At 66.7% G+C, this 13,011-nt stretch carries 12 protein-coding genes; 4 read left to right on the forward strand and 8 right to left on the reverse strand.

From position 1 onward, the window contains the following. Window positions 1–8 precede the first annotated feature (8 nt). The 4 genes from AC06E9_RS01530 to prmB form a co-directional block, all read right to left on the reverse strand. Window positions 9–1,034 (reverse strand): aspartate-semialdehyde dehydrogenase, encoded by a 1,026-nt coding sequence (locus tag AC06E9_RS01530; protein WP_282264263.1) that lies wholly within the window; start codon window positions 1,032–1,034, stop codon window positions 9–11. Window positions 1,035–1,195: 161 nt separating this feature from the next. Next, window positions 1,196–2,251 carry a 2-hydroxyacid dehydrogenase gene (locus tag AC06E9_RS01535; RefSeq protein ID WP_478055368.1) on the reverse strand — a complete coding sequence of 352 codons (1,056 nt, stop codon included), beginning with the start codon at window positions 2,249–2,251 and terminating at the stop codon, window positions 1,196–1,198. Then, window positions 2,244–3,347 carry a chorismate synthase gene (gene aroC, locus AC06E9_RS01540; RefSeq protein ID WP_152154511.1) on the reverse strand — a complete coding sequence of 368 codons (1,104 nt, stop codon included), beginning with the start codon at window positions 3,345–3,347 and terminating at the stop codon, window positions 2,244–2,246. Before aroC ends, AC06E9_RS01535 begins: the two co-directional genes overlap by 8 nt. After that, window positions 3,344–4,273, reverse strand: coding sequence for a 50S ribosomal protein L3 N(5)-glutamine methyltransferase (gene prmB / locus AC06E9_RS01545; RefSeq protein ID WP_478055369.1), 930 nt, complete (start codon window positions 4,271–4,273; stop codon window positions 3,344–3,346). The genes aroC and prmB overlap by 4 nt, the downstream gene beginning before the upstream one ends. Window positions 4,274–4,784: 511 nt before the next feature. Between prmB and AC06E9_RS01550 the strand changes: the two genes are divergently transcribed. After that, window positions 4,785–5,435, forward strand: a complete 651-nt coding sequence (locus AC06E9_RS01550; RefSeq protein ID WP_121038474.1) for an SCO family protein — start codon at window positions 4,785–4,787, stop codon at window positions 5,433–5,435. Next, on the forward strand, window positions 5,432–6,274 hold the full coding sequence (gene asd, locus AC06E9_RS01555) for an archaetidylserine decarboxylase (RefSeq protein ID WP_152154413.1): 843 nt from the start codon (window positions 5,432–5,434) through the stop codon (window positions 6,272–6,274). Before AC06E9_RS01550 ends, asd begins: the two co-directional genes overlap by 4 nt. Window positions 6,275–6,426: 152 nt before the next feature. Here asd and AC06E9_RS01560 read toward each other — a convergent pair whose 3' ends face one another. Next, the gene (locus AC06E9_RS01560) at window positions 6,427–6,768 is read right to left on the reverse strand and encodes a ribonuclease E inhibitor RraB (RefSeq protein WP_121038480.1); all 342 of its coding nucleotides are present in this window, start codon (window positions 6,766–6,768) and stop codon (window positions 6,427–6,429) included. A gap of 114 nt (window positions 6,769–6,882) precedes the next feature. After that, window positions 6,883–8,487 (reverse strand): transglycosylase SLT domain-containing protein, encoded by a 1,605-nt coding sequence (locus tag AC06E9_RS01565; protein ID WP_478055371.1) that lies wholly within the window; start codon window positions 8,485–8,487, stop codon window positions 6,883–6,885. Window positions 8,488–8,608: 121 nt separating this feature from the next. On the opposite strand from AC06E9_RS01565, the gene AC06E9_RS01570 reads away from it, so the two are divergent. Both AC06E9_RS01570 and greB read left to right on the forward strand, forming a co-directional pair. Then, the gene (locus AC06E9_RS01570; protein ID WP_478055373.1) at window positions 8,609–10,114 is read left to right on the forward strand and encodes a helicase HerA-like domain-containing protein; all 1,506 of its coding nucleotides are present in this window, start codon (window positions 8,609–8,611) and stop codon (window positions 10,112–10,114) included. 55 nt (window positions 10,115–10,169) lie between these two features. Beyond that, on the forward strand, window positions 10,170–10,673 hold the full coding sequence (greB, locus tag AC06E9_RS01575; RefSeq protein WP_121038490.1) for a transcription elongation factor GreB: 504 nt from the start codon (window positions 10,170–10,172) through the stop codon (window positions 10,671–10,673). A gap of 24 nt (window positions 10,674–10,697) precedes the next feature. On the opposite strand, the gene AC06E9_RS01580 is transcribed toward greB, so the two are convergent. Together AC06E9_RS01580 and rimO are read right to left on the reverse strand one after the other, a co-directional pair. Further along, window positions 10,698–11,531, reverse strand: a complete 834-nt coding sequence (locus AC06E9_RS01580; protein WP_478055374.1) for a DUF3025 domain-containing protein — start codon at window positions 11,529–11,531, stop codon at window positions 10,698–10,700. Continuing rightward, window positions 11,528–12,892 carry a 30S ribosomal protein S12 methylthiotransferase RimO gene (gene rimO / locus AC06E9_RS01585; RefSeq protein ID WP_121038495.1) on the reverse strand — a complete coding sequence of 455 codons (1,365 nt, stop codon included), beginning with the start codon at window positions 12,890–12,892 and terminating at the stop codon, window positions 11,528–11,530. The genes AC06E9_RS01580 and rimO overlap by 4 nt, the downstream gene beginning before the upstream one ends. Window positions 12,893–13,011: the final 119 nt, after the last annotated feature.

Here is a 13,011-nt window from a genome sequence, read left to right on the forward strand (position 1 = left end):
CGACGCGATCAGCCTTCGGCGGCGACCAGTTCGGCCAGCTGCACGGCATTGAGGGCAGCGCCCTTGCGGATGTTGTCCGAGACGATCCACAGGTTCAGGCCACGCGGGTGCGACAGATCCTCACGGATGCGGCCGACGTACACCGCATCGGTGCCCGACGCGTGAGTGACCGGGGTCGGATAACCACCCGCTTCATGCTTGTCGACCACCTCCACGCCCGGCGAACGTGACAACAGCTCACGCGCGGCATCCGGGGTGACCTTGTCGCGGGTTTCGATGGTGACCGCTTCGGAGTGGCCATAGAACACCGGCACGCGCACGGCGGTCGGGTTCACCAGGATGCTGTCATCGCCGAGGATCTTGCGGGTTTCCCAGACCAGCTTCATTTCTTCCTTGGTGAAGCCGTTGTCCTGGAAATCATCGATGTGCGGGATCAGGTTGAACGCGATCTGCACCGGGAAGCGCTGCGGGTCGATTTCCTGGAAGCTGAGCAGCTGGCCGGTCTGCTTGCCGAGTTCTTCCATCGCCGAGCGACCGCCGCCGGACACCGACTGGTAGGTGGCCACGTTGATGCGCTCGATGCCGTACTGGCGGTGCAGCGGCGCCAGTGCGACCAGCATCTGCATGGTCGAGCAGTTCGGGTTGGCGATGATGCCGCGCGGGCGGTTCTTCAGCGCCTCCGGGTTCACTTCGGAGACGACCAGCGGCACGTCATCGTCGTAACGGAAGGCCGAAGAGTTGTCGATCACCACCGCACCGGCGGCGGCGAACTTGGGGCCGAACTCCTTGGAGACGCTGCCACCGGCGGAGAACAGCGCGATGTCCACGCCGTTCGGATCGAAGGTGCTCAGGTCCTGGACCTTGATCTTCTCACCCTGGTACTCGATCTCGCCACCGGCCGAACGCGAGGACGCGAGCAGGCTCAGCGTGGCGATCGGGAAGTTGCGCTCAGCCAGGATGGCCAGCATGGTTTCGCCGACAGCACCGGTGGCACCGACGACGGCGACGTGGAAACGACGATCTGGATTGCTCATGAAAACCTCTGTTGGGTGTACCGACCCGTGGCCGATACGTAACGTGCGTTGGGGATGTGTACCGACCAACGATCGGTACCTGCCGTGCCTTGGAGATATGTGCCGACCATCGGTCGGTACCTACCGGTTCGGGAACCTCGCCTGTTGGCCAGCGCGGTTCCCTATCGTTTTGCGTCGTCGATTTTTTTGCCGCCCACGGTCGCGCCGCCGGTTTTCACGGCAGCGACAGCGTCGGCGTTGATCGCGCTCGGCGGGTGGCCGGCATCCGGGCCCTGCCCCAGTGCGGCGGTCAGGTTGTCCACGGCCAGCTGCACCATCGCCCGGCGGGTGGCCTGGCTGGCGCTGCCGATATGCGGGGTCAGCACGATGTTGTGCAGGGCGAGCAGTTCCGGGCGCACCGTCGGCTCGCCTTCGAACACATCCAGCCCGGCGGCGGCCAGGCGCCCGTTGGCCAGTGCATCGGCGAGCGCCAGCTCATCCACGATGCCGCCGCGGGCGATGTTGATCAGCGTGGCGGTCGGCTTCATCTTTGCCAGCGCATCGGCATCGATGATGTGGTGCGAGGCGGCGTTGTACGGCAGCACGAGCACGAGGTGATCGGCCTGCGCCAGCAGGGTATCCAGGTCCACATACTGCGCGCCGACCTCGGCCTCGGTGGCCTCGGGCAGCCGCGAACGGTTGTGGTACAGCACGCGCATGCCGAAGCCGTGCGCACCGCGACGGGCGATGCCCTGGCCGATGCGGCCCATGCCGAGGATGCCCAGCGTGCTGCCGTGGATGTCCGCACCGAGCATGGTCTGGAACGACCACTGCCCCCACTGCCCGTCACGCAGCCAGCGCTCGGATTCGGTGATGCGGCGGGCGGTGGCCATCAGCAGCGCAAAGCCGAGATCGGCCGTGGTTTCGGTCAGGACATCCGGGGTGTTGCTGGCCAGGATGCCGGCGGCGCTGAGCGCGTCGATATCCAGGTTGTTGTAGCCCACACCGACGTTGGCGATCGCGCGCAGCTGGGGCGCGTTGGCGATCTCGGCTGCACCGATGCGTTCGTTGAGGGTGATCAGCGCGCCGTCGACGTGGGCCAGCTGTTCGGCCAGTATCTGCGGCGTATAGCGGGTGACGTCGCCGGTCATGGTCAGGTCGAAATGCTGCCCGAGCTGTTCGACGACATCGTCGAACACGGGCTGGCTGACCCAGACCTTGGGGCGCCGATCAGCCATCGATCGTGCCCGGGATGCGCGGGGTGATCTGGCCGACATCACCGCACTGGGCGCGGTGGCGCAGCGCCTGGTCCATCAGCACCAGGGCCATCATCGCCTCGGCGATCGGGGTGGCACGGATGCCCACGCACGGATCGTGACGGCCGGTGGTGATCACCTCGACCGAGGCACCGGTGGCGTCCACCGTGGCACCGGGCAGGCGCAGGCTGGAGGTCGGCTTGAGCACGATCGAGGCAGTGACCTGCTGGCCGGTGGAGATGCCACCGAGGATGCCGCCGGCATGGTTGCTGGCAAACCCCTGCGGGGTGAGCAGGTCACGGTGTTCGGTGCCCTTCTGCGCGGCACTGGCAAAGCCATCGCCGATCTCCACGCCCTTCACCGCGTTGATGCTCATCAGCGCGGCCGCCAGATCGCCATCGAGCTTGCCGTAGATCGGCTCGCCCCAGCCCGGCGGTACGCCGTCAGCCACCACGTTGACGCGCGCACCGACCGAATCACCGGACTTGCGCAGCGCATCCATGTAGCTCTCCAGCGCAGGCACCTGATCGGCGACCGGCCAGAAGAACGGATTGTCTTCCACCGCCGACCAGTCGAACCCGGTCGGGATGATCTCGCCCAGCTGCGAGAGATAACCACGCACGGTGACGCCATGCCGCTGCAGCAGCCACTTCTTGGCGATGACACCGGCGGCGACGCGCATGGTGGTTTCGCGCGCGGAAGAACGACCACCACCGCGCGGATCGCGGATGCCGTACTTCTGCCAGTAGCTGTAGTCGGCATGGCCCGGGCGGAACTGCTGGGCAATGTTGGTGTAATCCTTGCTGCGCTGATCCGTGTTGCGGATCAGCAGCCCGATCGGGGTGCCGGTGGTGCGGCCCTCGTACACCCCGGAGAGGATCTCGATCTCATCCGCTTCACGCCGCGCGGAGGTGTGCCGGCTCTTGCCGGTGGCCCGCCGCTGCAGATCATGGGCGAATTCGTCGGCGCTGATCTCCAGCCCCGGCGGACAGCCGTCCACCACGCAGCCGATCGCCGGACCGTGCGATTCGCCGAAGGTGGTAACGGTCAGCAGTTTGCCGAAGCTGTTGGAACTCACGGCCGCTGCGCTGCCAGTTCGGTGATGCGGGCGCTGTGCGCGATCAGTTCGCGGCACTCCACGGCGAAGATGCCCATCTGGCCGACCTTGAACTCGACCCAGCGGAAATCCACTTCGGGCAGCAGCTTGTACAGGTGCTGCTCGGACTCGCCCACTTCACAGATCAGCAGACCATCCTCGCTCAGGTGCAGCGGGGCGTCGCGCAGGATCTTCAGCACCAGGTCCAGGCCGTCGTGCCCGGCACGCAGGCCCATTTCCGGCTCGTAGGCATATTCCCGCGGCAGGGCATCGGTCTCGTCGTTGGTGACGTACGGGGGATTGGTGACGATCAGGTCGTAGTGACGGCCGGTCAGGCCGTTGAACAGGTCGGACTTGAGCAGGGTGACGTTCTGCGTCTGCAGACGTTCCTTGTTCTCTTCGGCCAGCGAGAGTGCTTCGTCGCTGAGGTCGACGCCATCCACCTCCCAGTTCGGGTAGTAGTGGCCCATGGCGATGGCGATGCAGCCCGAGCCGGTGCACAGGTCGAGGGCGCGATGGACATCGCGGCCGGCCAGCCACGGCTCGAAGCCGCATTCGATCAGTTCGGCGATCGGGGAGCGCGGCACCAGGGCGCGGGTGTCGCTCTTGAAGCTCAGGCCGGCGAACCAGGCCTCACCGGTGAGGTAGGCGGCCGGGATGCGCTCGTCGATGCGGCGCTGGAACAGCTCCAGCACGCGGACCTTTTCGTCCTGCAGCAGGCGCGCCTGGCCGTAGGCGGGGCCGAGGTCATGCGGGAGGTGCAAGCTGTGCAGGACGAGCTGGGTGGCTTCGTCCAGGGCGTTGTCGTAGCTGTGCCCGAAGGTCAGCCCGGCGGCGTTGAAACGGCTGGTGCCGTAGCGGATCAGGTCGATGATCGTGTGGAGTTCGGCGGCCGTTTCGGCGGTCATGGCGGGGCAACAGGCAATGTGGCCCCCGATTATAGGCGCTGGGGCGGGCCGGGGCATCCGTTGCAGTCGAAACGAGCCAGGGCCACGGCCACGGCCACGGCGAGGATCAAGACAGAAGCCAATGCGGCGGTTGCCAGTCCGTGGGCTGGCGTGGCGGGGGTGGGAGGGCGGGACACGCCGTAAACCCATCCCTGGGGGCTCGACAAGCGGCATCCATGCCGCTTGACGGTCCCGCCCTCCCACCCCCGCCACGCCGTTGACAGTGGGTTGGTTCTTTCGGGAACAGCCAAGGCCAAGGCGATAGCGCACGAATTACGCATCGAAGGCGTTTTTTGTAGTGCCGAGCCATGCTCGGCATTTCGCCAACAGCAATCCGTGCCCTGCCCCAGACGCTGAGGTTTCGATGCTCGGCTGTGCACTTGGCACTTCTTACCCACCCGTGCCGACGCCCCTCCCGACAATCCGGCGTGGCTGCCTCTATCATGGTGGCCACTTCCGGGACGGGGCCCTTATGTTCAATCGCAATGTCGGCATCATCCTGCTGATCGCCCTCGCCGCCGGGCTGGGGCTGGTCGTGGCGCAGAAGGTCTTCGCGCCCAAGCCGGGCGGTGACCGCCCCGCCACCGAGTCGATCACCTTCTATCCGCAGCCGCGCCCGCTGCCCGATTTCAACCTGGGCCAGTCCGACGGCACCCGGCTGATCCCGGGCGAGCTGAAGGGCCACTGGACCCTGGTGTTCCTGGGCTTCACCTTCTGCCCGGATGTGTGCCCGACCACGCTGGCCGATCTGGCCCAGGCCCAGAAGCAGTGGGAAGCCCTGCCCGAGACGCTGCGCCCGCGGCTGGTCTTCATTTCGGTCGATCCCGAGCGCGATACGCCGGCACGGCTGGGCGAGTACGTGCATGCGTTCCATAAGGACACGCTGGCCGCGACGGCCGATGTGCCCTCGCTGGAGCGTTTCGCCACCTCGCTGGGCTTCGTGTTCCAGAAGGTGCCGGGCAAGCACTTCGATGAGAATCCCGAGGATTACACCCTCGAACACTCGGCCAGCCTGGCCGTGCTGGATCCGGAAGGCCGCTTGGCCGGTCTGATCCGCCCTCCTTTCCAAGCGCAGGCCATCGCCCGCGACCTGCAACTGCTGACCGAGAAATCCGCCCCATGAGTTTGATGACCACGCTGAGCTACGCCCTGCCCCATCGCCTGCTGTCGTCCATGGCGCGCAGACTGGCGTATTCCAGCAACCCGCGGATCTCGCGCTGGCTGATCGACACCGTAACCGCCAAGTTCGGTGTGCATCTGGCTGAAGCGGCCAATCCGGACCCGCGCAGCTACCCGACCTTCAACCAGTTCTTCACCCGGGCGTTGAAGCCGGGCGCGCGCGTGGCCGATGCCGATCCGCGCACGCTGGTGATGCCGGCCGATGGTCGGATCAGCCAGCTGGGCAAGATCGAGGACGGGCGCATCTTCCAGGCCAAGGGCCAGTCCTTCACCGCCGCCGAGCTGCTGGGCGATGCCAAGGATGCCGAGGTCTTCCACCACGGCCTGTTCGCCACGGTGTATCTGTCGCCGAAGGATTACCACCGCGTGCACATGCCATGGACCGGCACGCTGCGCGAGACCGTGCACGTGCCGGGGCGGTTGTTCAGCGTCGGCCCGGCCGCGGTGAACAGGGTGCCGGGGCTGTTCGCCCGCAACGAACGCCTGGTCTGTCACTTCGATACGGACTTCGGCCCGATGGTCTCGGTGATGGTCGGCGCGCTGCTGGTCTCCGGCGTGGAGACGGTGTGGGGCGGCGAGGAGATTCCGGCCTACGGCGATACGATCACGCGCAAGGATTACCGTGGCAAGGGCATCACCCTGGAACGCTTCGCGGAGATGGCGCGCTTCAACTACGGCTCGACCGTGATCGTGCTGCTGCCGCCCGGTGTGGCCGAGTTCGCGCCGCACCTGGATGCAGAGCATGCGGTGCAGTTGGGGCAGGCGCTGGCGACCCTGAAGTGACGGTAGTGCCGGCCGCTGGCCGGCATCGCAGGTATTCCGGGTAGCCGGCCAGCGGCCGGCACTACTGGTAGACCATGCGATCCGCACCAATGAAAACGCCCCGGTTTCCCGGGGCGTTTTTCGTTGTGTCCGGTTCGATCGGATCGCGCCGATCAGATCTCGACCGGGCCGACGTCCATGCCGTCATAGTCTTCCACGCCGTTCGCTTCGGCCAGGGCCTGCAGCTCATGGTTACGGGCATCCAGCGAGGCTTCGGTGTGCACCTCGGCGCGCTCCACGTGCAGCACGTGGTAGGGGTCTTCGCCTTCTTCAAGGTCCGGCTCGAACACTTCCACCAGGGTGTAGCCCAGTTCGACCAGCTTCTCGCCCAGGCCGTGCAGCGGCTCCGGCGTGGTGTTGACGAAGAAGTAGCCCCACAGCATCGGGCCGTTGAGGTCCCAATCGGTGTTTTCACGGATGTTGGCGAACATCTCGTTGATTGCGGTGATATCCATCTGGGTGTCCTGTATGCGTGTTGCGGTGAGCGTCGGCACGTGGCCGAGGCTGCGATGGATGTGCTGGGCCGGGCGGCCACAGGCGTGATGCCGGCGAGCCTACCCGGTTATGGCTTACTTGTCGCAGCCCTGCAGCTTGATGCTCTGGCCCTGCTTGAGGGAATAGGCCGGCGCCTTGAGGCCGTTTGCCCGGGCCAGGGTCGGCACATCGCACTGGAACCTGGCGGCGATCTTGCCGAGGGTCTCGCCCTTGCCGACCTTGTAACTGCGGGCCGGCTTGGCCTTGGGCTTGGCGGCCGGGACGGCTACCGGCGCGGCCGGGGTCACCGCAGGCATGGCCTGCGGCTGGGCCACCGGGACCACGCTGCCCACCGCCACGTTGCCGGTGTAGCTGACCGCCGTAGGCCGCACGATCGCCGCATTGAGGTCGGCGGTGATGAGGGTGCGGGCCAGGTCGGCGCGCGGGCCGCTGACGCAGAACCGGTTGTACAGGCCGGCGATGCGGGTGGTCGCGTTGATGGTGGTGCCGGCCGGAATCCAGCCGTCGGCCTCATAGCGCGGGTTGAGGTTGCGCAGTGCACGCATGTAGCCGTCGCGGGTACCGCTGCTGCCCAGGCAGATGGTCAGCTCGTAGATCGTGGTCGACTTGGCCAGGCGGATCGTGGCCGGCTGCGCGCTGATCTTCGGGAACTCCATGCCGTACTGCTGCGGGTGCAGATAGATCCACGCCGCAGCGATCACCATCGGTACGTAGTCCTTGGTCTCGCCCGGGAACTGGTTGTAGACGCTGTCGGTCCAGAAGCCCTGCCCCGGGTACTGGCGGAACACGCGGATGGCGCGGCCTTCACCGCCGTTGTAACCGGCCAGCGACAGCTCGACGCTGTTGTTGAGCTCGCGCATGCGTTCGTTGAGGTAGGTCGCGCTGGCCTCGGCCGCGCTGCGGGCATCAAAGCGCGTATCAAAGCCGGTGCCGTCCGGGCCCAGCCCGAAGCGACGCCCGGTGGCGGGCATGAACTGCATCAGCCCGGCGGCGCCGGCACGCGAGGAGGCGTGCACGCGCCCGTTGGATTCCTTGGCCATGATCCCGAACAGCAGCGCTTCGGGCAGGCCGCGCTTTTCCCACTCCGGCCACATCACCGCACGCAGGTTCTGGTAGTTCTCGTAACTCGTGAGCAGCGCCGGACGCATGTCGGTCAGCCAGCGGCGGATGCCGGCCTGCACGGCCGGGTTGTACTCGACCATGGTATCGAAGGCGTGCCGCTTGTCGTTGAGCAGCGCGGCAGCGCGGGCCGCTTCGGGCACATCGGCGGCCAGCGGGCCGACATGGTCCGGGTCGGCCTCCAGCAGGGTGCCGTCGGCGATGGCCGTGCCGTCCTCGCTGTCCTGCTGGCTGTCGGCGTTGCTCTTGAGCAGGCGCTTGTAAGTCGGCAGCAGGTTGCTGACCTGGCAGCCCTTCTGGGCCACACAGGCGCTGATCACATCCTCCATGTCCTCCAGCGCGGCGTCGGCCTCGTTGGTGCCCTTGGGGTCGGCATTGTTCACCAGCACCAGCGCCGCGTTGTAGCGCTTCTCGGCGGCTGTCATGCGCTGGTCGAGCGCCTCCACCTTGGCCTTGTCGCGGGCGGAGACGCGCTGGGCATGGGCCTCGGGGACGATCGACAGCATCGCGGCAACGGCCAACAGCGGCCAACCACGGACAAGCAAGACAGGAACGGGCATTTTTGGCACTGTGTGCGAACGATGGGGCAGAGTAGCCGCGCCGCTTGCATCGGGGCAACCCGTCTGCCGGCCGGCCAACGCCGACGTTTAGAATCCCGCCTATTCACACTGCGAGTTGACCATGGATCCGATTCTGCTCGGCAAAGGCATCACCGACGATATCCCCGTGACCCTGCTGCCGCGCCTGGGCAACCGCCATGGCCTGGTGGCCGGCGCGACCGGCACCGGCAAGACCGTCACCCTGATGACGCTGGCCGAGGGTTTCTCGCGGATCGGCGTGCCGGTGTTCCTGGCCGATGTGAAGGGTGACGTGTCCGGCCTGGCCGTACCCGGTACCGGGACCGAGGCGCTGCTGCAGCGCGCGACCGACCTCGGCGTGGCCGACTACGCGCCCGCTGCCAGCCCGACCGTGTTCTGGGACCTGTACGGCAAGCTCGGCCACCCGGTGCGCACCACGGTCAGTGAAATGGGCCCGACCCTGCTCGCGCGCATCCTGGAACTCAACGATACCCAGGCCGGCGTGCTGGACATCGTGTTCAAGCTCGCTGACGACCGCGGCCTGCTGCTGCTCGACCTGGATGATCTGCGCGCCCTGCTCGGCCTGGTCGCCGAGGAGCGCAAGGACATCTCCACCGAATACGGCCTGGTCAGCGCGCAGACCGTGGCGGCGATCCAGCGCTCGCTGCTGCGCCTGTCACAGGACGGCGGCGAAGCGTTCTTCGGCGAGCCTGCGCTGGAGCTGGCCGACCTCATGCGCGTCAACCACGATGGCCGCGGCGTGATTGGCATCCTCGCCGCCGACCAGCTGGTGCTCAAGCCGCGGCTGTATTCCACCTTCCTGCTGTGGCTGCTCTCGGAGCTGTTCGAAACGCTACCGGAAGTGGGCGATCTGGAGAAGCCGAAGCTGGTCTTCATCTTCGATGAGGCGCACCTGCTGTTCGATGACGCACCGCCGGCGCTGGCGCAGCGCATCGAGCAGGTGGTCCGGCTGATCCGCTCCAAGGGCGTGGGCGTGTACTTCTGCTCGCAGTTCCCGGATGACGTGCCGGCCAACATTCTCGGCCAGCTCGGCAACCGCGTGCAGCACGCGCTGCGTGCGTTCACGCCGCGCGACCAGAAAGCGGTGAAGGTCGCCGCCGAAACCTTCGTGCCCAACCCGAAGCTGGATGTGGCCGCCACGCTGGCCAAGCTGGGGACCGGTGAAGCGCTGGTGTCCACGCTGCAGGACAAGGGCATTCCCTCGCCCGTGCAGCAGACCCAGATCGCGCCACCGCGTTGCCGGATGGGCGCGATCACCGAGGCCGAACGTGCGCAGGTGCGTGCCGGCAGCCCGGTGGGCACCCGTTACGACACCGCGATCAACCGCGAATCGGCAGCCGAACTGTTGGCGCAGCGCGCGCAGAAGACCGTCGAACAGGCCGATGCACCCAAAGCCCGTACCCGCCAGCAGGATGAGGCGCAGGAAGGTGGCTTCGGCCAGAGCATCAAGGATGCGATCTTCGGCACCAAGCGCCGCCAGGGCATGATCGAAACCATGGCCAAGCAGACCACGCGCACCGTCGGCACCAAGCTGGGCAACCAGATCGTGCGTGGCCTGCTCGGCGGTATTTTCGGCGGAAAACGCTGATACTTCGTGTCGCGCCCTGTGGCGCGGCACCTTTTGAAGAGCACAAGCAGACCTGATGTCGCGTTGGCGTCCCCCCGCGGAAAAAAGCACGGCCCTGATCACCGCACAGGGCCACCAACGGTTGAAGACCGAACTGGATGAGCTGTGGCGTCACAAGCGCCCGGAAGTGGTGAAGGCACTGGCCGCCGCCGCCGCGGAAGGCGACCGCTCCGAGAATGCCGAATACACCTACCGCAAGAAACAGCTGGGCGAGATCGATCGGCGCGTGCGCTACCTGACCAAGCGGCTGGAAGCACTGCGCATTGTCGATACCGCGCCGACCGATCCGAATGCGGTGTTCTTCGGCGCGACGATCGAGCTGGAGAATGTCGACTCGGGCGACATCCACGTGTACCGCATCGTCGGCCCGGACGAGACCGATGCCGGTGCAGGCTGGATCAGCATCGATTCGCCGTTGGCGCGCGCGCTGCTGAAGAAACGCGTGGACGATGAGTTCGAGGTGGAGCTGCCCAGCGGCCGCCATGGGTTCGCGATCCTGTCGGTGGCATACCCCGGCTGACAGGAAGTACATCCACGCATGGAATCACCCCAGCGCTGCGGGATACGCACGGCCCTCGCGTAACGGGCGGAAGTAGTCGGCCCGCGCATGGAAGGCCGCATCCTGGTGGACGTGCCACCCGGGAATCCCCGCCAACGGCAACGGCCGCAGTTCCAAGGGATCATTGAGCAGCACACCGTCCGCGATTGCCCGCGCAGCCACGGCAATCGCGGCGGCATCGTCATCGCCCTGCACCACCACGCACTTGCCCACCAGCAAGCGCTCCGGGACCAAGGCCTGCTCCAGCAGCGCATGCCCGATCACTGCCGCGACGGCAATGTCGCCGCGTCGCCACAGCCCTGCCCCATCCCCGAACAGCGCCTGCCAGTCGTGCTGGTCCCACGCACGCAGCAGCGCCGGTTCGCGCACACGCACGATCACGCCGCTCTCGTCGAATTGGGTCAACGCGGCCTGCGCTCGGTTGCGCTGCCCTGGCGCCATCGCCGCGATGTGCCGGCACTGCTGCCGGTTGAGCGCGCGCTTGATGGCGGGGTAACGCGCCCAGATCAAGGCATTGAACAGGTCATGCCAGTTGGCCGCACGCGTGGCGATCTGGCCGCGCTCGGCAATGCGGGTTTCATAGTGCAGGCCGTCGGCCAGCAGCGCCTCGTCCTGCTCGGCAAGATGCGTGTCCGGCAGCGCGAGGCGTGCATCGAGCGATGCAATGGCGGGCCAGTTCGGCGCGAGCATCAGGTCCTGGAAGTCGCCCAGCCCGGCGTAGATCGGCTGTGCGAAGCAGGCCGCATCCACCGCCTCGCGCGGCGGAGCGATGAAGCGGCGTCGACCGCCGTGATCGGCCGTCGACGCCGCTGCGTTCACAGCACCTGCAGATCGAACGGCTTGCGCGCTTCCGCCGCGATGATCGCGTCACCGAACAGGTCGTGATCGTCGCTCTCGGTGATCTCGACATCGACGAACTGGCCGACACGCAGCTTGGCCTCGTCGGCATTCTGGATATGCACCAGACCGTCGATCTCCGGCGCATCGGCCTTCGAACGGGCCACCGCGATGCCGTCTTCGATGGCATCGACCAGGCACTGCTGCACGGTGCCGATCTTGGCCTCCAGGCGCGCGGCGGAGATCTCCGCCTGGCGTTCCATGAAGCGGGCCAGGCGCTCCTGCTTCACTTCTTCGGGCACCGCACCGGGCAGATCGTTGGCGGTCGCGCCGGTGACCGGCGAGTAGGCGAACGCGCCCACGCGGTCCAGCTGCGCCTCGTCCAGGAAGCTGAGCAGCTCCTCGAACTCGGCATCGGTCTCGCCCGGGAAGCCGACGATGAAGGTCGAGCGCACGGTGATGTCCGGGCAGAGCTGGCGCCAGCGCTGCACGCGCTCCAGGGTCTTGTCGACCGCGCCCGGGCGCTTCATCAGCTTGAGAATGCGCGGGCTGGCGTGCTGGAACGGGATATCCAGGTAGGGCAGGATCCGGTTCTCGGCCATCAGCGGCACGATCTCGTCCACATGCGGGTACGGGTAGACGTAATGCATGCGGGTCCACGCATCCAGCTCGGACAGGCCTTCGCACAACGCCTTCAAGCGGGTCTGGTAGGCCTTGTCACGCCACATGCGCTCGGCGTACTTCACATCCACGCCATAGGCCGAGGTGTCCTGGGAGACCACCAGCAGTTCCTTGACGCCCCCCCGCACCAGCCGCTCGGCTTCGCGCAGTACCTCATCGACCGGGCGCGAGACCAGCTTGCCGCGCATCGAGGGGATGATGCAGAAGCTGCACGTGTGGTTGCAGCCTTCGGAAATCTTCAGATACGCGTAATGCCGGGGGGTCAGCTTGATGCCGTAGTCGGGCACCAGATCCACGAAGGGATCGTGCTTGGGCGGCAGCGCGGCGTGCACGGCCTCCATCACGCTCATGTAGTCCTGCGGGCCCGACACCGCCAACACGTTCGGGTAGGCCTCGCGGATCTGCTCGGGGCGCTTGCCCAGGCAACCGGTGACGATCACCTTGCCGTTGGCGTTCATCGCCTCGCCGATCGCATCCAGCGACTCGGTCACGGCCGAATCGATGAAGCCGCAGGTGTTGACCACCACCACGTCGGCCGCGTCGTAGGAGGGAACGATGTCGTAGCCCTCGGACCGCAACTGGGTGAGGATGCGCTCGGAATCGACAAGGGCCTTCGGGCAGCCAAGGCTGACGAAGCCGACTTTGGGGTTCAGCTGGGACATGGATCGCAAGGACTCTGGGGGCCTGGGCCCATGCCGGAATGGCGTGGGGACCTGGGGCCGGAAACGGCGGCAAGTATACCGGCGTTCAGCCCGCGCCCCTGAACCGGATCGGGCTGATC

This window comes from Stenotrophomonas sp. Steno-Z10-BAI, from assembly GCF_056393115.1.